Source organism: Cobetia sp. MC34 (genome assembly GCF_018340035.1).
Lineage (GTDB): Bacteria > Pseudomonadota > Gammaproteobacteria > Pseudomonadales > Halomonadaceae > Cobetia > Cobetia amphilecti.
Map to the genome: position 1 here is coordinate 72,888 of NZ_JADPPY010000006.1, position 26,924 is coordinate 99,811.

Here is a 26,924-nt window from a genome sequence, read left to right on the forward strand (position 1 = left end):
TGGCCGGCAACAGCGGCGGCCAGCAGTTGGGCTGCACCTTAGCCCATCGTCAATAACGGCTCAAGCCTGCGGATTGCCGCAGCCGTGGGCCTGGCGACAGTTGCCAGGCAGGCCATGCGTGTCATCCCGGCATGGCCTGCATTGGCGTGCTGGCGCTCGATAGGCCCGTCTCAGGCTGCCGCCAGAAGCCTTCAGCCCGATATCAAGCGCCTTCAGCCCATTATCAGTCGTCAGCGTTCGATGGGCGTGTCATCACGGTTGCCCCATTCCTTCCAGGAGCCCGGATAGGCGCGTACATCGCTGAAGCCCAGCGCCTGACCCACCAGCCAGGTCAGGCCGGAGCGGTGATGGCTCTGGCAGTGCGTCACGATGTGCTGTTCGGGGTTGAGGCCGCGAGCGCCCAGTTCGGTCAACAGCTCCGCATAGTCGCGGATACGCAGGTTGCGCTCACGGTCCATGGCCTCGGTCCACTCGAAATGCACGGCGCCCGGGATATGGCCGAGGCGGGCGTTCTGGCCCTTCTCGCCGCGATATTCTTCCGCGGAGCGCGCATCCCAGACCACGACGCTTTCCTGCGGGTCCTCGGCCGCCAGTCGATCGAGAATGTCTTCCCGCGTCGCCATCACGTTGGTGTCCATGTAGGCGGCGTGATACTCGCTGGGGCTCCAGTCGCTGGCGGTGTCACTCAGCGGCAGGCCATCGCCTTGCCATGCGTGCAGGCCACCATTGAGGTAGCTGTAGCGGGTATGGCCGAGCAGCGCCAGGGTCCACAGCAAGCGTCCGGCCCAACCGCCGCCTTCATCGTCATAGGCCACCACATGGCTGTCGCGGGTGATGCCAAGGGCTGACATCACGCCAGACAGTGCCTCGGGGCTCGGCACGCCGGGAATGTCGTCGTCATTGCTGCCGACCAGCTGCTTGAAGTCGAGCAGGCGAGCGCCGGGCACATGACGCGCATGGCTCTGGGCTTTCAGTGGCACGTCGACGATCACGATATCAGGATGGTCGAGCATCTCCGCGAGCTGCTGCGGTTCGACGATCAAGGGCAGCAGGTCGGCTTCCGAGGGGGAAGGGTGTGAAGAATCGTGAGACATGGCGTAATCCTTGCTTCTACGAAGAGAGTGATCCTTCCGGCATCATGGCACGTCGGCTGGCACTGTGGTCAAGTCACTGCGATCAAGAGATGCAATCAAGTGACTGCGGCGAGGCGAAGTGTCACCGCGCCAGATTCCTTGCCATTTTGTCCCCTGAAACGACATGTTTTCAGTATAATGCCGCGCGTCACATTCCGGGGCGAGCGTGTGAATGCCCAGTGCGAACGCATAACGGCACAGACGTGGACGACGCGTGTGCCAGCAGGGCACAGTGCGCGCCATGACCTGACCTTCTGGACAGCCTTCTGGACAGCCTTCTGATCAGCTGACGAGGCCACCCAGCAGCCAGTAGATCCAGTAGGTCTTGTCGAAAGAAGCGCTTGTTTCAGTGCAGCGGGCCTGAGGCGAATGCCACATTCTGGCCCTCGGGAACACTCTCTTCGCGGCCCCAGGCAATACACTGTCTATCGCCAGTGGCGCTGCTGCACTCATCTAGTGCGGTACGGGCGCTCAACGTGTGTCATTTCGGTGCAGCGTGTCGGCGACCCGTCGACGCTGAACTGCTACTCAATCGCTTCATCCTGAACGGGAGTCATCATCTTGCTCGAGCGCCTATTCTCACTGCGTGCCGAAGGCACCACGACGCGCACGGAAGTGCTGGCGGGCATCGCCACCTTCATGGCGTCGATGTACATCATCGTGGTCAATCCCGGCATCCTGTCAGCCGCCGGCGTGCCATTCAGTGCTGCCCTCACGGCGACCGTGCTGGTCAGCTTCTTCGGCAGCCTGATGATGGGCCTGTACGCGCGCAACCCGATCCTGGTCGCGCCGGGCATGGGCATCAATGCCCTGTTCGCCTACACCATGGTGCTGGGCGGCGGCATGAGCTGGGAGGTCGCGCTGGGCTGCGTGTTCTGGGCCGGCGTCATCTTCGCGGTACTGGCCCTGTTCAACGTGCGCCGCCTGGTGATCGATGCGATTCCCGCTCAGCTTCGCTACGCCATCGCCTGTGGTATCGGCCTGTTCATCACCCTGATCGGTCTGGTGAATGCCAAGCTGATCGTCTCCAATCCGGTCACCGTGGTCAGTGTCGCGCCGATGACGCCCTCGCTGGTGGTCTTCCTGCTGGGGCTGGCGCTGACCGCCATCCTGGTCGCGAAGCGCATCCACGGCGCATTGATCATCGGCATCATCGTCACGACCCTGATGGCGACCACCATCGGGCGTCTGTGGGGGGATGGCAGCGCCTACTTCCCGCCGGAGATCGCTCAGCCGACGCTGGTCAACTTCACCGGTATCTTCGCTGCGCCTGATTTCAGCGGCCTGCTGGCGCTGGACCTGCTCGGTTCGCTCAAGGTGGCCTATGCGCCGTTCATCTTCGTCATCCTGTTCACGGTGTTCTTTGACGCGCTCTCGACCTTCATGGCGGTGGCCGAAGCGGGCAATCTGAAGGACGAGAATGGTGACCCGCGCAATATCCGTCGCTCGATGATGGTCGATGCCTTCTCGGCGCTGGTGTCCGCGCCACTCGGCACCAGCCCGGCGAATGCCTACATCGAATCGGCGGCCGGTATCAGTCAGGGCGGACGCACCGGGCTGGTCGCGGTGGTGGTGGCGCTCTGCTTCCTGCCGTTCCTGTTCCTGGCGCCGCTGCTGTCGTTGGTGCCGTCCATCGCGACTGCCCCGGCGCTGATTCTGGTCGGCGTGTTCATGATGGAGCCGATCGGCAAGATCCACTGGCACCAGTTCGATGATGCGATTCCGGCCTTCATCGCCATGGTGATGATTCCGCTGACCTATTCCATCACCCACGGTATCGTGTTCGGTTTCCTGAGCTTCGTGGTCATCAAGCTCGGCGTCGGCAAGGCGCGCGAGATTCGCCCGACCATGTGGGTGCTGTTCGCGCTGTCACTGCTGCTGTTGCTGGAAGGCTAGGTTTCGAAAGCGGCAGTGATGTGTCTCGAGGCTGTGATGTATCTCGAGTGCCTCGAGCATGAAAAAGCCCCGCCAGGCAGTGACTGCCTGGCGGGGCTTTTTGTTGACGGCTTTTTTGATAGCGCCTGATCAGCTCTCGGTCAGCGAGAGCAGGATCTTCTTGTAGCTCTCGAAGCGCACGCGGCCGATCTCGCCGTTGTCCACGGCCTGCAGCAGGGCGCAGCCCGGCTCTTTCTCGTGCTTGCAGTCGCGGAAGCGGCAATAGCCGAGATAGTCGTGGAACTCGCGGAAGCCGTCGGTGACCTGCTCGGGAGTCAGGTGTACCAGGCCGAATTCACGAATGCCGGGCGAGTCGATCAGGTCACCGCCATCCGGCATGTGATAGAGCCAGGCGGTGGTGGTGGTGTGCATGCCCTGGCGTGATTCGGCCGACAGCGGGCCGACGCGAACCTCTTCCCTGGGCAGCAGCATGCCGATCAGGGACGACTTGCCGACGCCACTCTGGCCGACGAATACCGAGGTGCGATCGCTGAGCTGGGCCTTGAGGGCATCGAGCCCTGACTCGCCACGCGTGGTGCAGGCGACGACTTCGTAGCCGAGCGCTTCATAGCGCGCCAGCAGGTCGCGCAGCTCACCGCCGCTTTCCGGCAGCAGGTCGACCTTGTTGAGCACCAGCACCGGTGTGATGCCGGTGGCTTCCGCGGCGATCAGGTAGCGGTCGATCAGGTTGGGCTGCGGGGCGGGCTCGGCGGCGAACACGATCAGGATCTGGTCGATGTTGGCCGCCACCGGCTTGAGCACGCCGCGCATGTCGGGGCGTTCAAGCTCGGTGGTGCGTGCGCCACGCGCGACGACGACGCCGCTGGCATCGCTGGCTTCGCGCCAGATGACCCGGTCACCGGTGACCAGCGTCTCGAGGTTGGCGCGCAGGTGGCAGCGGTGCAGGCTGCCGGATTCGCTTTCGACTTCCAGGCTGCGCCCGTAGTGGGCGATGACACGGCCATGCTGCTCCGGGCCATATTCGCCGGCGTCGAGCTTGTCGCGGTCCTGCGTCTCGCGCTTTTCGGCGCGTTTGGTACGCTCGGCCTGCACCTTCTCGATTCGCCATTGCTGCTGGCGGCTTAGCTTGCGTTTACTCATGCTTGGCTGGTGACTCCGGTCGCCGTTCGTTCGCCAGGGATGGGAGAGTCTTCCCCCCTTTGCGGCGCGATTGTACCCTTTGCGCCCTCGGGTGTCGTGCGACGCCCCGGGATGGCGTGTGATACTGCTGTCATCGACTGGCGTCCCGCGCCATTCCATCATCTGCTCAGCAAGGAGTGACCCATGGCAAATCCCACCGCGCAGGCCGACCGCCTCATCTGGATCGACCTGGAAATGACCGGTCTCGACCCGGCGCGTGAGCGCATCATCGAGGTGGCCACGCTGGTCACCGACGGCGACCTCAACCTGATCGCCGAAGGCCCGGTGCTGGCCGTGCATCAGTCGGACAGCCTGCTGGAGGCGATGGATGAGTGGAACACGCGCACCCATGGTGAATCCGGGCTGGTGAAGCGCGTCAAGGAAAGTCAGATAGATACCGCCGAAGCCGAACGCCAGACCCTCGAGTTCCTGGCCCGGCACGTGGCGGCAGGCGCCTCGCCGATGTGTGGCAACAGCGTGCATCAGGACCGCCGCTTCCTGCAGCACGAGATGCCGTTGCTGGAAGAATTCTTCCACTACCGCAACATCGATGTCTCGACCCTGAAAGAGCTGGCCAAGCGCTGGAATCCGGCCGCGCTCGACGGCTTCAAGAAGCGTGCGACCCACCAGGCGATGGACGATATCCGTGAGTCACTGGCGGAGCTTGCGCATTACCGCAAGACCTTCCTCAAGCTGACCCAGCAGGGCATCGTCTAAGTATCGTTCCTCAATTCAAAGCGATAGCCCACGAGGCAACGGCTCTCAAAGCGCGGTGGCCAGGCGGGCGCCGCGCTTGATGGCCTGCTCCTTCAGCGCCCAGCGCACATGCTCGCGCAGTGGCTCGCTGGGGTAGGCCAGACGGGCGCGCAGCACATGCTCGACCTGTTCCGACCAGGGCGCATTGCCCAGTCCGATGGCGATGTTGGAGAGCCACTTCTCGTAGCCGATGCGTCGAATCGGGCTGCCTTCCGTCTTGCTGAGAAATTCCTGCTCCCCCCAGCAGAACAGGCGGATCAGCTCGATGCGATCCAGATCATGGCGCGGCGAGAAGTCAGTCTCCTGGGTCGCCTTGGCGAAGCGCGTGAAGGGGCAGAACAGCTGACAGTCATCGCAGCCGTAGATGCGGTTGCCCATCGGGCGACGGAATTCCTCGGGGATGGCGCCATCGAGCTCGATGGTCAGGTACGAGATGCAGCGCCGCGCATCGACGACCTTGTCTTCGACGATGGCATCCGTCGGGCAGGCGACCTTGCAGGCGTTGCAGCTGCCGCAGTGTTCCTTTTCAAAGGGGGCGTCCACCGGCAGGGGCAGGTCGGTGTAGAGTTCGCCCAGGAAGAACAGGCAGCCGGCCTGCTGATTCATCAGCATGGCGTTCTTGCCGAACCAGCCGATGCCGGCCTTCTGTGCCAGGGCGCGCTCCATCACCGGGGCGGAGTCGACGAAGGCGCGATAGCCGAACTTGCCGACTTCCTTCTCGATCTGCTTGGCCAGATTGGCCAGTCGCTTGCGCATCAGCTTGTGGTAATCACGCCCCAGCGCGTAGCGTGACACATAGGCGCGTTCAGGTTGGCTGAGCACCTGAGTGGTCTCGACCTCAGGCGGCAGGTAATCGAGGCGCACGCTGATGACGCGCAGTGTCCCGGGCACCAGCTCCTCAGGACGAGTCCGCTTGGTGCCGTGCTTGGCCATGAAGTTCATCTCGCCGTGATGGCCGTTGGCCAGCCAGCGCTCCAGATAGGCCTCGTGGACCGAGAGGTCGACATCGGTGATGCCGACCTGCTGAAAACCCAGCTCGCGCCCCCATGTCTTGATGCGCGTTGCCAGTTCCGCCATGGCCTTTTCATCGGCAGCGGGGCTCCCGGTGTCGGCAGGTGAAGCGGTGGCGGTGGATGAGTGCGGAGCAGACATGGGGGTTCCAGCGAGATCGAGGACAGAGGCGCGCCACCTTAGCGCAACTTGCCGGTCAGCCCAAGCGTGCTGCCTGACGGCGTGAGCACGGCAGGTAAGGCGCAGTAGAAAGGAAGGCGGCATGCAGCGCCATGCCTCACGATAGGCAACGCACATCCAGGCAGTCAACGAGCGTCCAGACAGGCAACGAACATCCAGTCAGGCAATGGATATCCAGACAAGGAGTGTAGGCATGACAGCGCACGAATCGACCTCTGACCAGACCTGCCCCCCGGCATCTTCGGCGACCATGACGCTGTGGCGTTCGGTCAACTGTCTGTGGCCGTTGGCGGCGCTGCGTGATCTGGAGCATTGGATGCTCGCGGAGGAGACCGTCGCCGCTGACAGTGGCCAGAGCGAGGCGCCGGTGGAGAAGCGCCTGATGGGGCGCGCCGCGCAATCGGCGTTCGATCTGCTGCGTCAGCGTTGGCCGGAGGCGCGCAGGCTGTGCGTGCTGTGTGGTGGCGGCAACAATGGCGGTGATGGCTATCTGCTGGCGCGCCTGGCATTGCTGGCGGGCTTCGAGGTGCGAGTCATCGCCTTGACGCCGGAGGATGCCTTGACCGGTGATGCGCAGCTGGCCGCGATCGCGGCGCGCGAGGCTGGTGTCGAGACGCTGGCATGGCCGAAGGCCGATGAGGAGGCGGCGGATGCGCTGCTCAAGGGCTGGCCCTTGCTGGTGGATGCGCTGACCGGCATCGGCCTGCGCGATGCGCCGCGCGGCAGCGTGGTCGAAGCCATCGAGCGCATCAATCACGCTCATCAGCAGGACGTGCATGTCATGGCGCTGGATGTGCCCTCAGGCTTGAACGCCGCGACGGGCGCGGTAGCGGGTGTCGCCGTGGAAGCGGATGTGACGCTGACGTTCCTGGTCGACAAGCCGGGCCTGCACACCGGGCGCGCCGAGCTGCACGCCGGGCACGTCAGTCTGGCGCGCCTGGGCGCGGCGCGCGTGTTGCCGGAGGTGGTCGCGCAGTCGCGAACCGCGGCCTTGTTGGCAGAGGATGCCGTGCAGCGGCTGACACCGCGCTGGCTGGAGTCCGAGCTGGTGCCGCGCTCGCCGCTGGCCCACAAGGGCGATACCGGCAGCGTGCTGGTCTTCGGCGGCGGGCCGGGGCTGGGGGGGGCGGTATTGCTGGCCAGCGAGGCGGCGGCGCGGGCCGGGGCCGGCAAGGTCGCGCTGCTGACGGCGCCCGCGCATATCAGCGCCAGCCTGACACGCTGCCCCGAGGTCATGGCGCGCGGCCTCAAGAGTGGCCCGGAGGGCAGCAACCACGATGGCTTCGCCGTGCTGGAATCACAGTTGGCACAGGCCAGCGTGACGCTGGTCGGGCCCGGCATGGGCACGGAGAGTCTCGAGAGCATGCTGTGGGGCTGGGGCGGCATGTCGCGGGTGCTGGCGGCGGGTCAGCCGCTGGTCGTGGATGCCGATGGCCTGAGTCTGCTGGCCTGGCGCGCGAGCGAAGGCGACATCATCCGTCGCGACGACTGGGTGCTGACGCCGCATCCCGGCGAGGCCGCGCGTTTGCTCGATTGCAGTGTGGCGGACGTCGAACACGACCGGATCGCAGCCGCAAGAGCACTCCAGCAGCGTTTCGGCGGCAGCGTGGTCCTCAAGGGCGCGGGCAGTCTGGTGGCGAGCCCTGCGGGGGTACTCGAGGGGCCGGCGGTGGCGCTCTGCCCCTACGGCAATCCGGGCATGGCCAGTGGCGGCATGGGCGATGTGCTGGGTGGCATCATCGCGGGTCTGGCGGCGCAGGCGCTCAACGGCGGCTTCGATGCACGCCAGCCGCGTTCCTCCCAGGATGAGGCGGCGCAGGCTCGGCGAGTCACGCGCGCCATGGCGCAGGCGGCGCGGCTAGGGGTGCTGGTGCATGCCCTGGCGGCCGACCAGGCGGTACAGGAGCGTGGTGAACGTGGCCTGCTCGCAGGTGATCTGGCATCCTATATGCATTTATTGCTCAATCCACGGGCCCGAGATGCGCATACTTCTGTCTGATGAAAACGCCCAGGTTGCCTTCGGCACTCAATTGGGAAATATCCTTGCCGGCCGCGGGCTGGTGTTCCTGGAGGGTGAGCTGGGGGCGGGCAAGACGACCCTGACCCGCGGCGTGCTGCGCGCCTATGGTCACCAGGGTGCGGTCAAGAGCCCGACCTACACCCTGGTGGAGCCCTACGTGCTGCCACGGGCCGAGGGTGGCGAGTGGCACATCAACCACTTCGACCTCTACCGTCTCGCCGACCCTGAAGAGCTCGAGTTCATCGGGGGGCGCGATCTGCTCGCCGCCGACAGCCTGGCGCTGATCGAGTGGCCGAGCTGTGGTCAGGGCTTTCTGCCCACGCCGGATCTGCGCATCACGCTGTTCGTCGCCGACGAAGGACGCGAGGCCGAATTGACTGCCCTGACACCGCGAGGTGAGGGTTGGTTGGCAACACTGGCCGAGCGCCGAACCTATCAGGCATGATGGCGCCGTTCCGCTTGCGATGTCTGGCGGCGCAGTGTCCGATCATTCGTTATCTTCATTCATGTTCTTTCTGTCTGGGTCATCCTGTCTGATGCCTGAAATAGCGTCCAAAATCCCCCGTATGCGTCTGGCGCGCAGCTTCCGTCGCTGGCTGGCGGGTGGCGTCGTCTGCTCGCTTGCCAGTCTGGTGCTGGCGCCGCAGGCGCTGGCCGCCAAGGTCGAGAACCTGCGCCTGTGGACCGCACCGGACCACACGCGGCTGGTGTTCGATCTCGACAGTGCCGCCAAGGCCAAGGTCTTCGGTCTCGACAATCCGCGCCGTCTGGTGATCGACCTTGCCGGCAGTGAAGTGGCCAGTGCCGCGGTCGAGCGCAAGTTCGCCGCGCTGAATCTCGAAGGCAGCGCCATCAAGTCGATCCGCAGCGGACGTCAGGGGGATGCCCTGCGTGTGGTGCTCGACCTGACGCGCCCGGTCAATCCCAAGGACTTCACGCTGGCGCCGAATGCCAAGTACGGCAATCGCCTGGTGGTGGATCTCGAGTTCCCCGGCGAATCGGCGGTCGAGAATCCCATCGACCCCATCGAGGCCCGTATCCGCGAGCAGGAACAGGCTGCGGCCAAGCGCAAGCTGAAAGGCGAACCGGCGGAACCTGTGGTCAATACCCAGGCGGCGGCACATCCCAAGCGTGACATCATCATCGCGATCGACCCTGGCCACGGCGGGGAAGACCCGGGCGCCAGCGGCCCCAGCGGGACCCGGGAGAAGGATGTAGTGCTCAAGATCGGCAAGCGCCTCAAGCGCATGTTCGATGCTCAGCCCGGCTTCAAGGCCATCCTGACCCGCAACAGCGATTACTACATTCCGCTGCGCAAGCGCACCGAGATCGCGCGTGAGCAGAAGGCGGACTTCTTCGTCTCGATTCACGCCGATGCCTTCAACAGCCCGCGCCCGCATGGTAGCTCGGTCTTTGCGCTCTCAAGCCGCGGGGCGACGTCCGAGACCGCACGCTGGCTGGCCGCCACCGAAAACCGTGCTGATCTGATCGGGGGCGTGGATGGCAATCTCAGCCTGAATGACAAGGATGAGATGCTGCGTGGCGTCTTGCTCGACCTGACCATGACCGCGACGCTCAACGATTCGCTGGCGGCGGGTAGCGGCGTACTGGCCAACCTCGGGCGCATGAATTCCCTGCACAAGCGTCAGGTGGAGCAGGCGGGCTTCGTGGTGCTCAAGTCGCCGGATATCCCCTCGCTGCTGGTGGAGACAGGCTTCATCTCCAACCCCCAGGAAGAGCGCAATCTCAACAGTGGCCCCTATCAGGAGAAGCTGGCGCGCTCGATCTTCTCGGGAATCCAGAGCCACTTCGAGCGCAATCCGCCGCCCGCAAGTCTGCTGGCATGGCAGCGCAGCCAGGCACGCGGTGGCAACGGCGGCGAATATCGCGTCAAGAGTGGCGATACGCTGTCGGAAGTGGCCCAGCGCCACAACGTGAGCATAGCGGCCCTCAAGCAGGCCAACAACATGAGTGGCGACACGGTGCGCGTGGGTCAGCTGCTCAAGATTCCACGCAGCTGAACCTGACGTCATGAAGTCGCCCTGACCGCGCCTTGCGTTGGCGGGGCGCAGACACTGTCCGCTGAAGCAGTTCCGGCATGCGTTGCTTGCCGTGGCTGGGTCGGCGGACAGTATCGTTTTCAGAGAAGCGGCGTTTTTCGCTCGTGTATCCAGGAGTCTATCGATGTCTGACGAGCTGACCGACATGCAGCCCGCTCGCCCTGGCGAGCGACGGATCCGTATCCTCAATCCGCGCCTTGCCAACCAGATCGCGGCGGGTGAGGTCGTGGAGCGGCCGGCTTCCGTGGTCAAGGAGCTGGTCGAGAACGCCATTGATGCCGGCAGCACCCGCATCGAGCTGGAGCTGGAAGGTGGCGGTGCGCGGTTGATCCGCGTGCGCGACAACGGCTGCGGCATCACCGAGGAAGACCTGCCGCTGGCGCTGTCACGGCATGCGACCAGCAAGATCGAGAGCCTGGATGATCTCGAGGGCGTGGCGAGCCTCGGTTTCCGGGGCGAGGCACTGGCCTCGATCAGTTCGGTCTCGCGGCTGGAGCTGTTCTCGAATGTCTCGGATGGGCCGGCCAACGGCTGGCGCGTGGTGGCGGAAGGGCGCGAGATGGCGCCGCGCGTCTCCCCGGCGCCGCATCCGCGTGGCACCAGCGTCGCGGTGCGTGATCTGTTCTTCAATACACCGGCGCGCCGCAAGTTCATGCGTACCGAGAAGACCGAGTTCGGTCATGTCGAGGAAAGCTTCCGGCGGCTGGCATTGTCACGCCACGACATCGGCTGGACGCTGCGTCACAACCAGAAGGTGGTGCACCAGCTGCGCGCTGGTGAAGACACCCTGACGGTGGAGCGGCGTATCGGTGCGCTGCTAGGGCGCAACTTCCTCGAGCATGCGCTGCATCTGGATATCGAGGCCTCCGGCCTGCGTCTGTCCGGTTGGGTGGGCTTGCCGACGCACTCGCGTGCCCAGGCCGATCAGCAGTACTTCTTCGTCAATGGCCGCGTGGTGCGCGACCGGCTGGTCGCGCATGCCGTGCGTCAGGCCTATCGCGATGTGCTGTTTCATGGTCGGCATCCGGTGTTCGTGCTCTATCTTGAGCTCGACCCGACAGTGGTGGATGTCAACGTTCACCCGACCAAGCACGAAGTGCGCTTCCGGGACGGGCGACTGGTGCATGACTTCCTGTTCTCGAGCCTGCACAAGGCGCTGGCCGAGGTGCGCCCCGGTGACAACAGCGCCGCGCCTACCGGCATCGAGGGGCAGGAGAAGGAAGAGGACCCCGGCTGGCAGCAGCAGGGCATGCGTCTCGGTCGTCAGGAGCAGGATGCCCAGCCAAATGCCGCCTCAGAGCAGCAATCGACATCGGCCGGTCCGCAGGCCGGGGACGACTCGTCGAGCGCGCCTGCAGGCCGCCCTGCGGCCCCCTGGCAGCCTTCCTCGCAGTTGCCGCCTGCCGGTGATGGTCGCTCCAGCGAACGCCTGAGTGCCGAGCGTGTGCGTCAGTTCATGGCCGGCTATCGGGCACTGCACCCCAGCGAAGATCATCTGCTGACGCCGGGTGGCGGCGCAGGCGGTGCGGGCGTGGCCAACGATCCGGCGGCGATCGCCAGTGCCGAACGTGAGGCGCGGCGTGCACCACGTGTCACGCTGGGTGAAGGTGGCCGCGAGGGTGACGGGCCAGGGCAGGGCGCAGGACTGGGGAGTGCGCAGGCCGGTGTCGGGGAAGCTGCGCCCGGCTGGCGGGTCGACTCGGCGCCGGCGGGCGCGCCTTCCAGCGACGCAGGGCCTGGCATGTCGGCGCCGTCTGGCCCTAGTGGCTCTGTCTCGGGCGGTTCGGTCTCAGGCAGCTCGGCAGTGGTGATGCGTGGTCTGCCGGCGCAGAGTGACGACGATGACACCCCGCCGCTGGGCTACGCCGTGGCGCAGCTGCACGGCGTCTACATCCTGTCGCAGACCTCGCGCGGGCTGGTGATGGTCGACATGCATGCCGCTCACGAGCGCATCACCTATGAGCGCATGAAGCAGCATGTGCATGGTGGTGGCCATCTGGAGGCCCAGCCGCTGCTGGTGCCGGTGTCGCTGGCGGTCAGTGCGCGCGAGATGGGTACCTTCGAGCGCGAGTCCGAGGCGTTCACGCGTCTGGGCGTCGAGCTGGACGCTGCCGGGCCGGAAACACTGCTGGTGCGTCAGGTGCCGGTCGTGCTCGGCAATGCCGATGTGGAGCCCCTGGTGCGCGGCATGCTGGAAGATCTTGAGCGCTATGGGCGCAGTGACCGCATGGAGGCGCACATGAATGAGCTGCTCGCCGACATGGCGTGTCGCGGCAGCGTGCGCGCCAACCGCCGTCTGACGATTCCGGAAATGAATGCCCTGCTGCGTGACATGGAGCGCACCGAGCGCTCCGGGCAATGCAATCATGGCCGACCGACCTGGACCGAGCTTTCGATGCATGAGCTCGACAAGCTGTTCCTGCGCGGCCAGTAGATGACGCCCCGTATCGTCGCGGTTCACCCCTGATTCACCTCCCAGCCCAGACAATAGGCCATGACCCAGATTCAACCCCCTGAAGATTCCCGACACCACGCGTCTGAGGTGGCTGACAAGCCGCCTGTCGTGTTGTTGATGGGGCCGACGGCCTCCGGCAAGACCGACCTCGCCATTCGCTGGCACGAGGAGCAGGGCGCGGAGCTGGTCAGTGTCGATTCGGCGCTGATCTATCGCGGCATGGATATCGGCACGGCCAAGCCGAGCGCGGCAGAGCTGGCCCGAGCGCCACACCGCCTGATCGACTTTCTCGACCCGCTGGAGAGCTATTCCGCCGCCGAGTTTCGTCGCGATGCGCTGGCGCATATCGCCGAGATCCAGTCCCGCGGCAAGATGCCGCTGCTGGTCGGTGGCACCATGATGTATTTCAAGCGTCTGTTGGAAGGCGTGGCGGAGCTGCCGGCAGCGGATGCCGAGCTGCGCGCGGAGCTCGAGGCGCGTATCCAGTCCGAGGGGCTGCCGGCGCTGCATGCGCAGCTGGCGCGGCTTGATCCGGCCACGGCACAGCGCATTCGGGCCACTGATCCACAGCGGCTGACACGCGCGCTGGAGGTCTGTCTGATCAGCGGGCGCCCGATGAGCGAGCTGCTCGCGGAGCAGCCGAAGGCGGAACTTCCGTTCCGGCCGATAGCGATCGCACTGGCGCCCCACGATAGAGCCGTGTTACATGAACGTATCGAGACGCGTTTTGATCAGATGTTGGAACAGGGCTTCATTGCCGAGGTCGAAGCGCTGAAGGCACGTCCGGAGCTTCATGCGGGCCTGCCCTCGATACGTTGTGTCGGCTACCGTCAGGTGTGGGATTTTCTCGATGGCCATCTGAGCCGGGATGAGATGCGCGAACGCGGCATCATCGCGACGCGTCAACTCGCCAAGCGACAGTTGACCTGGTTGCGGAGCTGGCAGGGGATTCACCCGGTGGATTCCATGGGTGTAGATCCTTACAGTGAAACCTTGAAAATCGTGCGCCAGACCTGCACTTAGCGTAACATGAGCGGTCACGACCCGCGCCCGTGAAGCCCCCTCAAGAGGGCAACCCGGAGCGCTGGCGAACATAACCATACTTACCTCGAACGAGACATTTTTACGGAGAGTCACATGTCCAAAGGTCAATCACTCCAGGACCCGTACCTGAACATCCTGCGCAAGGAACGTATCCCGGTCTCGATCTTCCTGGTCAACGGCATCAAGCTGCAGGGCCAGATCGAATCCTTCGATCAGTTCGTGATCCTGCTGCGCAATACTGTCTCCCAGATGGTTTACAAGCACGCTATCTCGACCGTGGTGCCGTCGCGCAATGTGCGCCTGCCGGCCCAGGATCCGAGCGTGCCGTCCACAGAAAGCTGAAGTTAGAGGCGCTGATTGTTCTTCGAACGACCCGAAGCCGGTGAAACGGCCGTCCTGGTGCATGTCAATTTCCGGGACGAAAAAGAACGCGAGGATGCCGGTGAGCTCCTCGAACTCGTACGTTCGGCAGGCGCCGTGCCGGCGACCCTCATCGAGGGTAGCCGGCCCCGCCCCGACTCCCGTACGTTCATCGGAGAAGGCAAGCTTGAGGAAGTGCAAGAGGCCCTGGCCGTGCACGAAGCCGAGCTGGTCATTTTCAACCATTCATTGAGTCCTTCCCAGCAGCGTAACCTCGAAGCCACGCTCAAGTGTCGCGTCATCGACCGTACCGGTCTGATTCTCGACATCTTTGCCCAGCGTGCGCGGACCCATGAGGGCAAGCTGCAGGTGGAACTCGCACAGCTCGAGTACATGTCCACCCGCCTGGTGCGGGGTTGGACCCACCTTGAGCGTCAGAAAGGCGGTATCGGTCTGCGAGGCCCGGGGGAAACCCAGCTCGAGACTGACCGTCGCCTGTTGCGCGCCCGTATCAAGTCGATCCACAAGCGACTCGAGAAGGTGCACAAGCAGCGCGATCAGAACCGCCGTGCCCGTGCGCGTGCCGAGATCCCGAGCCTGTCGCTGGTCGGCTATACCAACGCCGGCAAGTCGACGCTGTTCAATGCGCTGACCACCTCCGAGGTGTACGCCGCCGATCAGCTGTTCGCGACGCTGGACCCGACGCTGCGTCGTCTGGAGCTCGAGGATGTCGGTCCGGCAGTCCTGGCCGATACCGTCGGCTTCATTCGTCATCTGCCGCACAAGCTGGTGGAAGCCTTCCAGGCGACCCTGCAGGAAGCGGCGGAAGCGGATCTGCTGGTACATGTCATCGACGCCGCAGACCCGGAGAATGACCGCAATACCGAGCAGGTCAATCACGTCCTGAGCGAGATCGATGCCGGTGATGTGCCGCGTCTGTTGGTCATGAACAAGATCGATCGACTCGACATGGCGCCGCGCATCGAGCGTGATGGCTTCGGTCGTCCGCTGGCGGTGTGGCTGTCGGCACGCGACGGCAAGGGGCTGGATCTGCTGATGCAGGCCTTCGCCGAGCTGCTGTCCGACAACGTCATCTCCATGCAGCTGACGCTGGGGCCTGCCAAGTCCCGTCTGCGGGCAGGCCTGCACGAGCTGGACGCGGTCAAGGACGAGCAATATGACGAGCAGGGCAATGCGCTGCTGGACATTCGTCTCGAGAAACGCGACTTTCTGCAGTTGTTGTCGCATCTTGGTGAATCGCCTGAAGATTATCTCGGCGGTGAGCATGACGACCGTGAAGCCTGGCAGCGTGAGCTGTCCGCCGAACGCGCGGAAAAGCATCGCGTGTCGGTCACGCACAAGTCCTGATACCGTCTGGTAACGAGACTTGCGCCGGTGCGCTGCGCGGCAGCTCGATGAGAAGTGGCGCACGACGCAGCAGCGCACCGTTGTCGCAAGGCAGTGGCAAGCACTACCCGGCATCCATCGCCGCGCACGAATGACGATGGATGCCCTCGCGCAGGGCATGACCTGCGCGTCAGAGCAGCGGGCATTCAGCAGGATTGGCTGGATGCCGTCCGACGGACGATGGCCGTCGGGCAGGGCCATGGCCTTCTCCCGCAAGGGACGCGTCGCCATGCCGTACGAGAGAATCGGTCGCCGGAGGCCATCAGGCTCAAGGCAAGGAACCGGTCGCAGCTGGCAGGGCGGCGTCATCATAATGACGAGCGGAACATCGACTGAGTGGAGACGACGTATGGCTTGGAATGAGCCGGGTGGCGGCAACCAGCATGACCCGTGGAGCGGCGGTGGCCGCAACGGGGACAAGAAGGGGGGCGGGGGTAACGGCGGTGGCAATGGTGGACCGCCCGACCTCGACGAAGCGCTGAAGAAATTCCAGGACAAGCTCAACGGCATGCTCGGCAATGGCCGCAAGCGTCGTGGCGGTGCCGGTGGCAATGGCGGCAACGGTGGCAGCACCAATGCCTTCGCACTGCCGGGTATCATCGGTGTCATCCTGGTCGCCATCTGGGCGGCTTCCGGTTTCTATCTGGTCGATCAGTCAGAGCGTGGCGTCGTGCTGCGTTTCGGCAAGTACAACGACATCGTCGGTCCGGGCCTGCACTGGAATCCGCCGATCATCGACGATGTGCGTGAGGTCAACGTCACCAAGGTGCGTTCGCTCTCCCAGACCAAGTCGATGCTGACCCAGGACGAGAACATCGTCGAAGTCCAGATGTCCGTGCAGTATCAGGTGTCCAACCCGCGTGACTTCCTGCTCAACGTCCGTGCGCCCGAGATCAGTCTCGAGAACGCCATGGACTCTGCGCTGCGTCACGAAGTCGGCAGTGCCGACATGAACGACATCCTGACCTCCGGTCGTGAACTGCTGGCCAGCAACGTCAAGTCGCGCCTGCAGTCCTATCTGGACAACTACGGTGTCGGTCTGACGCTGCAGACCATCAACGTCGAGTCCACCTCTGCGCCGGCAGCGGTCCAGGATTCCTTCGATGACGTCATCAAGGCGCGTGAGGATCGTCAGCGCACGATCAACCAGGCACTGGCCTACGAGAACTCGATTCTCCCGGAAGCCCAGGGTCAGGCGCAGCGCATCATCGAGGAAGCCGAGGGTTACAAGGAGTCCGTGGTCGCGAAGTCCCAGGGTGAGGCCAACCGCTTCACGTCCCTGCTGACCGAGTACCAGAAGGCGCCGGAAATCATCCGCGAGCGCATGTATCTGGAAACCATGGGTGAAGTGCTCGGCAAGACCAACAAGGTGCTGGTGGATGTCGAGAACGGCAATTCCCTCATGTACCTGCCGTTGGACAAGCTGGCCAACAAGTCCAGTGCTGCCGCCGAAGACAGCAGTGGCATGAGTCGTAGCGAGCTGGACCGTGTGTCCCGACAGGCGAGTGATGCCCTGAGCCGCAGCCAGAGCACTGACAGCAGCAACAGCATCCGTCGGGAGGGTCGTTAATGATCAACAATCGCTCACTGATGGCCGTCGCCGGTCTGGCCGTAGTGGCCTGGCTTGGTAGCAACAGCCTCTACACGGTTGATGAGACCCAGCGCGCCATCAAGCTCAAGTTTGGTGAAGTGGTGGAAGACAACATCCAGCCCGGCCTGCATTTCAAGCTGCCGGTCTACAACACGATCCGTACCTTCGATACGCGCGTGTTGACGCTGGATGCCCAGGCAAGCCGTTATCTGACCCGCGAGAAGAAGGCCGTCATCGTCGACTCCTTCGTCAAGTGGAAGATCGTCGATCCGAAGCGCTACTACGAAGCGACCTCCGGCGACGAGCAGATGGCCGAGCGCCTGATCGCGCCGCGTGTCGACGAGAGTCTGCGTAACGAGTTCGGCAAGCTCGAGCTGGTGCAGATCATCTCCGAGCAGCGTGACGCGCTGATGAAGAAGCCCACCGAAGAGCTCGACGAGGTGATGCGCAAGGAACTGGGGGTGTCGATTCTCGATATCCGCGTCAAGCGTATCGACCTGCCGGACGAAGTCTCCCAGGCGGTCTATGAGCGCATGAAGACCGAGCGTCAGCGTGAGGCACGTGAGTATCGTGCCCAGGGTCAGGAGCAGGCCGAGAAGATCCAGGCCAATGCCGATCGTCGCCGTTCCGTTCTGCTCGCGCAGGCCGAAGAGCAGGCGCAGACCCTGCGCGGTGAGGGCGATGCCTCCGCCGCTGCCATCTATGCCGGTGCCTACGGGGCGGATACCGAGTTCTTCCGCTTCTACCGCTCACTGCAGGCCTATCGCGACAGCTTCAAGGGCGATGGCAACATGATGGTCATGCAGCCGGACAGCGAGTTCTTCCGCTTCTTCAAGGACCCGCAGGGTGGTAGCAAGTAAGCAGCATCATCAAGCCCGAAGGCTCGCCTTCGGGGATGTTGCGCGCGGCCTCTGGCAGCATCAGAGGCCGCGCAGTGGATGAACGTCGCTCGAGAGGTTCGCGGGGTTCATCCCACAAGGATTCATGCTAGACTCCTGCAACCGGGCACCGCCCGGTTTTTTTGTGGCCGCTTTTCATGCACAGGCGCAAGGCCGACAGGAAAGCGTCGAGCAGGACCTTGCTTCACGGGTCTCGGTCGGCTGCTGTGAAATCCCTCGCAGGCGTCGCGTTTGTCACGCACGCCAGCCGGGTGAATTTCCTCGCGTCACGAGTCACCCCTTGTCATAAATCTCTCGCAGGATAGCGCAATGACCATCGCAGATCGCTGGCTCCTCCCGGATGGCATGGATGAGGTATTGCCCCCTCAGGCAACCCGTATGGAGGCGCTGCGCCGCGCGCTGCTCGACCTCTATCATCGCTTCGGCTATGACCTGGTGCTGCCGCCGCCCGTCGAATTTCTCGATTCGCTGCTGACCGGCACCGGTACCGAGCTTGATCTGCAGACCTTCAAGCTGACCGACCAGATGACCGGTCGCATGATGGGCGCCAGCGCCGACGTCACCCCGCAGGTGGCGCGCATGGATGCTCACTCCCTGCACCGCGAAGGCCCGGTACGTCTGTGCTACTGCGCCAACGTGCTGCGCACCAAGGCGGACAAGCACCAGGGCGGTCGCAGCCCGGTGCAGGTCGGTGCTGAGCTCTTCGGTCACGCCGGCCTCGAGGCCGACCACGAGATCCTGCACCTGGCACTGACCAGTCTCGAGCAGGCCGGTGCCGGTGAATTGCACCTGGCACTGGGCCATATCGGCATCTATCGTGCCTTGATCGCCGAAGCCGGCATGAATGACGAGCACGAGCGTGAGCTGTTCGCCGCCATCGAGCGTAAACAGTATTCCGCTCTCGATGCATTGATCGATCGCGTGGTGGGTGACAAGGTAGTGGCGGGCATGCTCAAGGCGCTGCCACACCTGCACGGTGATGACGAGATTCTTGCCCAGGCGCGTACTGCCTTCGCCGGCGCACCGGCGGCAGTCGCCAGCGCTCTGGATCAGCTGACGGCGCTGAGCTGCGCGGTTCGCGAGCGTCATCCGCAGGTCACGCTCTATTTCGATCTCGCCGAACTGCGCGGTTACGAGTATCACACCGGCATGGTGTTCGCGGCCTACGTCCCGGGTTACGGTCAGGCGCTGGCCAAGGGTGGCCGCTACGACGATACTGGTCGTGCCTTCGGTCGTGCGCGTCCTGCCACCGGCTTCTCGATGGACCTCAAGCAGCTGGCCTCGCTGGCCGTGCAGGCTCCGGCCTGCGACGGCATCTGGGCGCCGGCTCTCAACGACAGCGCGCTGCGTGAGTGTGTCGACCAGCTGCGTGCCGCTGGCGAGCGTGTCATCGAAGCGCTGCCGGGCCAGACCACCGGCGCGGATGCACACCGTTGCAACCGTGAGCTGGTCAATGGCGACGGCGGCTGGCAGGTCGTCACACTCGATGCCTGAGCTTGTATGGCTGAGCCTGGATGCCTGAGCTTGAAGGGTTGAGCTTCGGTGATCCGAGAGCGATGGCAGCGAGTGACAGATAGCAGAACAGCTGGGGCCACTGGGTCCCGAGGTGCAGCTGCCGACAGGGCAGCTGCACTTGTGAGTGGGTTTTCACCGACGGTTATTCACCGAAAGAGATAGGAACCATGGGCAAGAATGTAGTCGTGCTCGGCACCCAATGGGGTGATGAAGGCAAGGGCAAGGTCGTCGACCTGCTGACCGAATCCGCCAGCGCCGTCGTGCGTTTCCAGGGTGGCCACAACGCGGGTCACACCCTGGTGCTGGACGGCAAGAAGACCGTCCTCCACCTGATCCCGTCCGGCATCCTCCACCCGGGCAAGACCTGCGTCATCGGCAACGGTGTCGTGCTGTCTCCGGAAGCGCTGATCAAGGAAATCCGTGAGCTTGAAGCCAACGACGTGCCGGTGCGTGATCGCCTGCGTCTGTCGCCGGCCTGCCCGCTGATCCTGTCCTACCACGTGCGTCTGGACCAGGCGCGCGAGAAGGCCCGTGGCGTCGCCAAGATCGGTACTACCGGTCGCGGCATCGGCCCGGCCTACGAAGACAAGGTCGCGCGTCGTGGCCTGCGTCTGGGTGACATGCTCCACCGTGAGCGTTTCGCCTCCAAGCTGGGCGAAGTGCTGGATTACCACAACTTCGTGCTGCAGCACTATCACGGTGAAGCGCCGGTCGACTTCCAGCAGGTGCTGGACGAAGCCATGGAAATGGCCGAAGAGCTGCGCCCGATGGTCTGCGACACCGTGGATCTGGTCCACTCCGTGCGCAAGGCCAACGAGAACATCCTCTTCGAAGGTGCTCAGGGCTCACTGCTCGACATCGACCACGGTACCTACCCGTACGTCACCAGCTCCAACACCACTGCCGGCGGCACCGCCACCGGTTCCGGCGTCGGTCCGCTGTATCTCGACTACGTGCTGGGCATCACCAAGGCCTACACCACGCGTGTCGGCTCCGGTCCGTTCCCGACCGAGCTGTTCGATGAGTTCGGCCGTCACCTGGCCGAGCGTGGTCACGAATTCGGTGCCACCACCGGTCGTGCGCGTCGTTGTGGTTGGTTCGATGCCGTCGCCCTGCGTCACGCCGTGCAGATCAACTCGGTCAGCGGCATCTGCCTGACCAAGCTGGACGTGCTGGACGGTCTCGAGAACATCCGTGTCTGCATCGGCTATCGCAGCAAGGATGGCGACGTGCTGGACAACCCGGTGGATTCCGAAGGCTACGAAGCCATCGAGCCGCTGTACCAGGACCTGCCGGGCTGGAGCGATTCCACCATCGGCGTGCGCGAAGTCGACAAGCTGCCGGCCAACGCCCGCGCTTACATCAGCTTCCTGGAAGAGCAGGTCGGCGTGCCGATCGACATCATCTCCACTGGCCCGGACCGCAACGAGACCATCGTGCTGCGCAACCCGTTCCACGGCTGATCATCACGCATGGCTCAGATGAGCCTTGCATGATGGCGTGACCAAGACACCCCGTCGGGATTCTCCCGGCGGGGTGTCTTGCGTTGTGGAGGGGTGCGCGTTGTAGAGATGACTTGTGTTGCAGGGAGGGCTTGCGTTGTAGAGAGGGTGGGGCTGCCGTCATCGCTCACCTGGCGCGCACGGGATTGTTGTACAGGGCACCTGGTCCCTCGGGCAGGGCTGGTAGATATTTTAAATGGGAATGATTGTTATTTTTGTTGTGATCGGCGGCTATCTTGTCGGCAAACTGGTTGCCCAGGTCGCAATTCGACGTTTTCGGTGGGGTCCCCGCTTCACATCGTTCTGATACAGGACTAAAATGGTCCCCAATTAATCTTCCCGTGGTGGAGGCCAGCATGCTGAAGCTTTCCAAGATGACCGATTATGCCGCTGTCGTGATGGCGCGCATCGCCCGCGAGCCGGACTCGGCCCATGCGGCGATCGATCTGGCCGAAAGCGTGCAGCTGCCGCATCCCACCGTGAGCAAGACGCTCAAGGCGCTGGTGCGGGCAGGGCTGCTTGAGTCGCGGCGCGGCGCGCTGGGCGGTTATCGCCTGGCACGCCCGGCCAGCCAGATCACGGCCAGCGACATCATCAGCGCCATCGAAGGCCCGGTGGCCGTGACCGAGTGCAGCCACGCCGACGGCGATTGCGAGCTGGTCAACACCTGCGGGGTGGCCGACAACTGGCAGCGCGTCTCGTACGCCATCAGTGAGCTGCTGGGCAGCGTGACACTGGCGCATCTGGCGTCATCCGCGCCACTGCGCATGCCGGTGCAACTGCCGATTCAGGCCATCAGTCTGTACGGGGATGACGAACCGCCCCCCATGGCCACGGCAGCCAACAGCACCGGTAAACGCTGAATCCGTTGCCGCGCGACACACGTCGCCGTGGCAACACGAACATTCGAACTTCGCTGCGATTCGGGCGGGGTGATCAGGCATCTGAACAGACCCGGAGCTCTCCGGGAGAGGAGACCAGCATGGCGAGCCAGGAGATGGAGCAGCTTGTACAGCGCGAGTACAAGCAGGGCTTCGTGACCGATATCGAGAGCGACACCATTCCGCCGGGACTGGATGAAAGCGTGATTCGCTTCATCTCGGCCAAGAAGGGTGAGCCGGAGTGGATGCTGGAGTGGCGTCTGGATGCGTATCAGCAGTGGCTGAAGATGAAGGCGCCGTCCTGGGCCCACCTGGATTATCCGGAGATCGACTACCAGGCGATTTCCTACTTCAGCGCCCCGAAGAAGCCGGAAGACCGCCCGCAGAGTCTGGATGAGGTCGACCCCAAGCTGCTCGAGACCTACGAGAAGCTGGGTATCCCGCTGCACGAGCGTGCCGCACTGGCCGGTGTCGCGGTCGACGCGGTCTTCGACTCCGTGTCCGTGACCACCACCTTCAAGAAGGAGCTGTCCGAGGCGGGCGTCATCTTCTGCTCCATCTCGGAAGCCATCCAGGACTACCCGGAGCTGATCAAGCAGTATCTCGGTACCGTGGTACCCAAGGCAGACAACTACTTCACCGCGCTGAACGCGGCCGTCTTCACCGATGGTTCCTTCGTGTTCGTGCCGGAAGGCGTCACCTGCCCGATGGAGCTTTCCACCTACTTCCGCATCAACGCCGCCAACACCGGCCAGTTCGAGCGCACCCTGATCATCTGCGAGAAGCAGGCTCAGGTCTCGTATCTGGAAGGCTGTACCGCGCCGCAGCGTGATGACAACCAGCTGCACGCCGCCGTGGTCGAGCTGGTGGCCCTGGAAGACGCCTACATCAAGTACTCCACCGTCCAGAACTGGTATCCGGGCGATGAAGACGGCAAGGGCGGCATCTACAACTTCGTCACCAAGCGTGCCGACTGCCGTGGTGACCGCTCCAAGGTCTCCTGGACCCAGGTCGAGACCGGCTCCGCGATCACCTGGAAGTACCCGTCGTGCATCCTGCGTGGCAAGGACAGTGTCGGGGAGTTCTACTCCGTCGCCGTCACCAATGGTCGTCAGCAGGCGGACACCGGCACCAAGATGATCCACATCGGTGAGGGCACCAAGTCCACCATCGTCTCCAAGGGCATCTCAGCCGGTAACTCCGAGCAGTCCTATCGTGGTCTGGTCAAGATCGGCCCGCGGGCCAAGGGCGCGCGCAACTTCACTCAGTGTGACTCGCTGTTGATCGGCGACCGCTGTGGTGCGCACACCTTCCCGTATCAGGAAATCGGCAACGCGACGGCCACCGTCGAGCACGAGGCGACGACCTCCAAGATCGGCGAAGATCAGCTGTTCTACTGCCGTCAGCGCGGCATCAGCGAGGAAGATGCGGTCAACATGATCGTCAATGGCTTCTGCAAGGACGTCTTCCAGGAGCTGCCGATGGAGTTCGCCGTCGAGGCCGAGGCGCTGCTCAACGTCACCCTTGAAGGCGCCGTCGGCTGATCCCGCCGTCCCTTTCGCATTCACCCCATTCTTGAGGGCCGCTCGCGGGCGGCCTGTCAGCAAAAGGTATCAACATGCTCGTAGTCAAAGATCTGCACGTTTCGGTGGAAGGCAAGGAAATCCTCAAGGGTCTCGATCTGACCATCAACAAGGGTGAAGTCCACGCCATCATGGGCCCGAACGGCGCAGGCAAGTCCACGCTGTCTTCCGTGATCGCCGGCAAGGACGGCTATGAAGTGACCTCGGGCACCATTACCTATGAAGGTGAGGATGTGCTGGAGATGGAAGTCGAAGAGCGTGCGCGTGCCGGCATGCTGCTGGGCTTCCAGTACCCGGTGGAAATCCCGGGGGTCAAGAACGTCTACCTGCTCAAGGCGGCGCTGAATGCCAAGCGTGAAGCCGAAGGCCTGGGTGAGATTCCGGCCCCGGAATTCATGAAGCTGATCCGCGAGAAACTGGCCTTCATGCAGATGGACGCCAGCTTCCTGCAGCGCGCCGTCAACGAAGGCTTCTCCGGCGGTGAGAAGAAGCGCAACGAGATCCTGCAGATGCTGGTGCTGGAACCGAAGCTCGCCATGCTCGACGAGATCGACTCCGGCCTCGACATCGATGCCCTCAAGGTCGTCGCCAAGGGCGTCAACTCGCTGCGCAACGAAGACCGCGCCGTGCTGATGGTCACCCACTACCAGCGTCTGCTCGAGCACATCGTGCCGGACCAGATCCACGTGCTGATGGATGGCCGCATCGTCAAGTCCGGCGACAAGTCGCTGGCACTCGAACTCGAAGCCCAGGGCTATGACTGGCTGCAGGAGGAAACCGCGTAATGACAGCACTTGCTACCGCGTCCGTCCCCGGCAGCGAAGCCTTCGCCAGCGAATTCGCTGCCCGCAAGGCTCGCTTTGCGGCTGATCCGAGCTGGATGGCCGCCCGCCGTCAGGCCGGCATCGCCCGCTTTGAAGCCCTCGGCCTGCCGACCCGCAAGGTCGAGGCCTGGAAGTACACCGACACCCAGGCACTGGGTCGTCAGCAATATCGTCTCGCCGACGATGCAAGCCTCGCGCCGGCCGTGAAGGATGCGCTGGCTCTCGACGTCGACGCTTACCGTCTGGTGTTCGTCGATGGCCTCTACAATGCCGAGCTGTCCGATGTGGCAGGCCTGCCCGACACCGTGCGTGTCGTGCCGCTGTCTGACGCCATCGTCAATCAGCCGGAAGTCATCGGCGGCTCGCTGAACCGCCTGACCGGCATCGATTTCACGCCGTTCGTGGCGCTGAACTCCGCCTTCACCGAAGAGGGTGCGGTGATTCAGGTCGGCCCGCGCACGGTGCTCGACAAGCCGGTCTACGTGCTGTTCCTGTCGCGTGCCGCCGTCGAAGGTCAGCCCGTGACCATGAGCCACCCGCGTCTGCTGGTGCAGCTGGGCAGTCGCGCCGAAGCCAGCGTGATCGAGCATCACATCGGTGAAAGCGGCGCGACCAACTTCACCAACATGGTCAGCGAAGTGATGCTGGAGCGCGGCGCCGTGCTCAATCACTACAAGCTGGGCGAAGCCGCCACCGGCGAGACGCATATCGCCTCGCTGCAGGTCGAGCAGCCGCGTGACAGCCAGTATCGCTCCATCAACCTGAACACCGGTGGTGGTCTGGTGCGCAACGATATCGTCTGCGACCTGAACGGCAACAACGCTCATGCACGTCTCGATGGCCTGTTCTTCGGTCGTGATCGCCAGCACGTGGACACCCACTCGCTGGTCAATCACAACGAGGCACTGACGTTCTCCGACGAGAACTACAAGGGCATCCTGGCCGACCGCGCCCGCGGCGTCTTCAATGGCCGCGTGCTGGTCAAGCGCGACAGCCAGCAGATCGAGGCGCATCAGAACAACGCCAACCTGCTGCTGTCGGACCGCGCCGAGATCAACACCAAGCCGGAACTCGAGATCTACGCCGACGACGTCAAGTGCTCCCACGGCACCACGACCGGTCAGCTCGACGAGACCGCCGTGTTCGCGCTGCGCGCCCGTGGCATCGATGAGCAGACCGCCCGTGGCCTTTTGACCCTGGCCTTCGCCAACGAAGTCATGACCGGTCTGGGCATCGACGCCATCGCCGAGCGCATCGAGCGCAGTGTCGCGGGACGCCTGCCGTCACGCTTCCACCTCGATGAGCTGGTCGATCTCAGCGTCGAGCTGGGCGGTGGCGCCGTGGCGGTGGCACGTGATGAGGACTTTGCATGAGCGCACTCGACAACCTGATGCTCGACGTCGTGCGGGTACGCGAGGATTTTCCGATCCTCGAGCGTCGCGTGCATGGTGATGTGCCGCTGATCTATCTGGACAGCGCCGCCACCAGCCAGACGCCGACCGCCGTCATCGACGCGATGAGCGACTACTACCGCAAGACCAATGCCAACATCCACCGCGGCCTGCATACCCTGGCGGATGAGGCGACGGCGGCCTTCGAAGGCACGCGTGAGAAGGTGCGCAGCTTCATCAATGCGCGTTTGACGCGGGAAGTCATCTTCACGCGTGGCACCACCGAGGCGATCAATCTGGTCGCCAACAGCTGGGGAGCCAACTGGCTGAACGCCGGTGATGAAGTGCTGATCTCGGTGATGGAGCATCACGCCAACATCGTGCCGTGGCAGCTTCTGGCCGAGCGTCTCGATATCGTCATCAAGGTCATCCCGTGTGACGACGATGGCGTGCTCGACATGGCAGCCTACCGCGACCTGTTGGGCGAGAAGACGCGTCTGGTCTGCGTCAATCAGGTCTCCAACGCCCTGGGCAGCATCAACCCGGTGGCCGAGATGGCGAAGCTGGCACACGCTCACGACGCGCTGATTCTGGTCGATGGCGCCCAGGCGGTGCCGCATCAGCAGATCGATGTGCGCGAGATCGATGCTGACTTCTATGTCTTCTCGGGCCACAAGATGTACGGCCCGACCGGCATCGGTGTGCTCTACGGCAAGGAAGCGCTGCTGGAGGCAATGCCGCCGTGGCAGGGTGGTGGTGAGATGATCCGCACGGTGTCGTTCGAGAATGGCACCCTGTTCGCGGACCTGCCGCACAAGTTCGAGGCCGGCACGCCGCCCATCGCCGAGGTCATCGGGCTGGGCAAGGCCATTGACTGGCTGGACTGCACCCACATGGCGCTGATCACGCGCTGGGAACAGCAGCTGATGCGCCATGCCAGCGAGCGCATGCGCGAAGTGGACGGCCTGCGCATCATCGGCAACTCGCCCGACAAGGCGGGCGCGATCTCCTTCGTGGTCGATGGTGCCCACGCCCAGGATATCGGCCTGCTGATCGACCAGCTGGGGGTCGCCATCCGTACCGGCCACCACTGCGCGCAGCCGGTGCTGCGTCGCTTCGGTGTCGATGCCACCTGTCGGGCTTCCTTTGCGGCCTACAATACGCCGGAAGAGATCGACATGTTCGTCGATGCCCTGCAGCGTGTGCTGACCATGGTGCGCTGAGCACCCCCTGCGGT

Annotated in this window: 21 protein-coding genes; 18 read left to right on the forward strand and 3 right to left on the reverse strand. The window is 63.9% G+C overall.

Annotated features, from left to right (window positions below):
• Nucleotides 1–230: 230 nt before the first annotated feature.
• Nucleotides 231–1,094, reverse strand: a complete 864-nt coding sequence (locus tag IZU87_RS05125; RefSeq protein WP_213113891.1) for a sulfurtransferase — start codon at nucleotides 1,092–1,094, stop codon at nucleotides 231–233.
• 600 nt (nucleotides 1,095–1,694) lie between these two features.
• Here IZU87_RS05125 and IZU87_RS05130 point away from each other — a divergent pair.
• Nucleotides 1,695–3,029 carry an NCS2 family permease gene (locus tag IZU87_RS05130; RefSeq protein ID WP_153635353.1) on the forward strand — a complete coding sequence of 445 codons (1,335 nt, stop codon included), beginning with the start codon at nucleotides 1,695–1,697 and terminating at the stop codon, nucleotides 3,027–3,029.
• A gap of 129 nt (nucleotides 3,030–3,158) precedes the next feature.
• Here IZU87_RS05130 and rsgA read toward each other — a convergent pair whose 3' ends face one another.
• Nucleotides 3,159–4,169 carry a small ribosomal subunit biogenesis GTPase RsgA gene (rsgA, locus tag IZU87_RS05135; RefSeq protein ID WP_043335189.1) on the reverse strand — a complete coding sequence of 337 codons (1,011 nt, stop codon included), beginning with the start codon at nucleotides 4,167–4,169 and terminating at the stop codon, nucleotides 3,159–3,161.
• Between the two features lie 183 nt (nucleotides 4,170–4,352).
• Between rsgA and orn the strand changes: the two genes are divergently transcribed.
• Nucleotides 4,353–4,925 (forward strand): oligoribonuclease, encoded by a 573-nt coding sequence (gene orn, locus IZU87_RS05140; protein WP_213113892.1) that lies wholly within the window; start codon nucleotides 4,353–4,355, stop codon nucleotides 4,923–4,925.
• Between the two features lie 45 nt (nucleotides 4,926–4,970).
• On the opposite strand, the gene queG is transcribed toward orn, so the two are convergent.
• A complete protein-coding gene (gene queG / locus IZU87_RS05145) occupies nucleotides 4,971–6,041 on the reverse strand; it encodes a tRNA epoxyqueuosine(34) reductase QueG (protein WP_213113932.1) in 1,071 nt (356 codons plus the stop codon).
• Nucleotides 6,042–6,348: 307 nt separating this feature from the next.
• Here queG and IZU87_RS05150 point away from each other — a divergent pair, with 307 nt between their 5' ends.
• The 16 genes from IZU87_RS05150 (at nucleotide 6,349) to IZU87_RS05230 (ending at nucleotide 26,910) form a co-directional block, all read left to right on the forward strand.
• On the forward strand, nucleotides 6,349–8,154 hold the full coding sequence (locus IZU87_RS05150; RefSeq protein WP_213113893.1) for an NAD(P)H-hydrate dehydratase: 1,806 nt from the start codon (nucleotides 6,349–6,351) through the stop codon (nucleotides 8,152–8,154).
• Complete coding sequence (gene tsaE, locus IZU87_RS05155) at nucleotides 8,135–8,620, forward strand: tRNA (adenosine(37)-N6)-threonylcarbamoyltransferase complex ATPase subunit type 1 TsaE (protein WP_213113894.1); 486 nt, start codon at nucleotides 8,135–8,137, stop codon at nucleotides 8,618–8,620. Before IZU87_RS05150 ends, tsaE begins: the two co-directional genes overlap by 20 nt.
• Nucleotides 8,621–8,741: 121 nt before the next feature.
• A complete protein-coding gene (locus tag IZU87_RS05160) occupies nucleotides 8,742–10,196 on the forward strand; it encodes an N-acetylmuramoyl-L-alanine amidase (RefSeq protein ID WP_213113895.1) in 1,455 nt (484 codons plus the stop codon).
• 163 nt (nucleotides 10,197–10,359) lie between these two features.
• On the forward strand, nucleotides 10,360–12,669 hold the full coding sequence (gene mutL / locus IZU87_RS17625; protein ID WP_249330444.1) for a DNA mismatch repair endonuclease MutL: 2,310 nt from the start codon (nucleotides 10,360–10,362) through the stop codon (nucleotides 12,667–12,669).
• Between the two features lie 60 nt (nucleotides 12,670–12,729).
• A complete protein-coding gene (gene miaA / locus IZU87_RS05175) occupies nucleotides 12,730–13,713 on the forward strand; it encodes a tRNA (adenosine(37)-N6)-dimethylallyltransferase MiaA (protein WP_213113896.1) in 984 nt (327 codons plus the stop codon).
• A gap of 114 nt (nucleotides 13,714–13,827) precedes the next feature.
• The gene (gene hfq, locus IZU87_RS05180; protein ID WP_043335203.1) at nucleotides 13,828–14,076 is read left to right on the forward strand and encodes an RNA chaperone Hfq; all 249 of its coding nucleotides are present in this window, start codon (nucleotides 13,828–13,830) and stop codon (nucleotides 14,074–14,076) included.
• 15 nt (nucleotides 14,077–14,091) lie between these two features.
• A complete protein-coding gene (gene hflX / locus IZU87_RS05185) occupies nucleotides 14,092–15,462 on the forward strand; it encodes a ribosome rescue GTPase HflX (protein ID WP_052384759.1) in 1,371 nt (456 codons plus the stop codon).
• A gap of 388 nt (nucleotides 15,463–15,850) precedes the next feature.
• A complete protein-coding gene (hflK, locus tag IZU87_RS05190; protein WP_043335204.1) occupies nucleotides 15,851–17,071 on the forward strand; it encodes an FtsH protease activity modulator HflK in 1,221 nt (406 codons plus the stop codon).
• Nucleotides 17,071–17,952 carry a protease modulator HflC gene (gene hflC / locus IZU87_RS05195; protein ID WP_043335206.1) on the forward strand — a complete coding sequence of 294 codons (882 nt, stop codon included), beginning with the start codon at nucleotides 17,071–17,073 and terminating at the stop codon, nucleotides 17,950–17,952. The genes hflK and hflC overlap by 1 nt, the downstream gene beginning before the upstream one ends.
• A 348-nt stretch (nucleotides 17,953–18,300) precedes the next feature.
• Nucleotides 18,301–19,485, forward strand: coding sequence for an ATP phosphoribosyltransferase regulatory subunit (locus tag IZU87_RS05200; protein WP_131431591.1), 1,185 nt, complete (start codon nucleotides 18,301–18,303; stop codon nucleotides 19,483–19,485).
• A 188-nt stretch (nucleotides 19,486–19,673) separates the two neighbouring features.
• Entirely contained in the window at nucleotides 19,674–20,969 is a 1,296-nt protein-coding gene (locus IZU87_RS05205; RefSeq protein WP_043335209.1) for an adenylosuccinate synthase, read from the forward strand.
• A gap of 395 nt (nucleotides 20,970–21,364) precedes the next feature.
• Nucleotides 21,365–21,871, forward strand: coding sequence for an SUF system Fe-S cluster assembly regulator (locus IZU87_RS05210; protein ID WP_192837877.1), 507 nt, complete (start codon nucleotides 21,365–21,367; stop codon nucleotides 21,869–21,871).
• 119 nt (nucleotides 21,872–21,990) lie between these two features.
• Nucleotides 21,991–23,433: a Fe-S cluster assembly protein SufB gene (gene sufB / locus IZU87_RS05215; RefSeq protein ID WP_054557094.1), complete on the forward strand. Its 1,443-nt coding sequence runs from the start codon at nucleotides 21,991–21,993 to the stop codon at nucleotides 23,431–23,433.
• 74 nt (nucleotides 23,434–23,507) lie between these two features.
• Nucleotides 23,508–24,257, forward strand: a complete 750-nt coding sequence (sufC, locus tag IZU87_RS05220; RefSeq protein ID WP_043335213.1) for a Fe-S cluster assembly ATPase SufC — start codon at nucleotides 23,508–23,510, stop codon at nucleotides 24,255–24,257.
• Nucleotides 24,257–25,669 (forward strand): Fe-S cluster assembly protein SufD, encoded by a 1,413-nt coding sequence (gene sufD, locus IZU87_RS05225; protein ID WP_052384761.1) that lies wholly within the window; start codon nucleotides 24,257–24,259, stop codon nucleotides 25,667–25,669. The genes sufC and sufD overlap by 1 nt, the downstream gene beginning before the upstream one ends.
• Nucleotides 25,666–26,910 carry a cysteine desulfurase gene (locus IZU87_RS05230; protein ID WP_213113897.1) on the forward strand — a complete coding sequence of 415 codons (1,245 nt, stop codon included), beginning with the start codon at nucleotides 25,666–25,668 and terminating at the stop codon, nucleotides 26,908–26,910. Before sufD ends, IZU87_RS05230 begins: the two co-directional genes overlap by 4 nt.
• Nucleotides 26,911–26,924 lie beyond the last annotated feature (14 nt).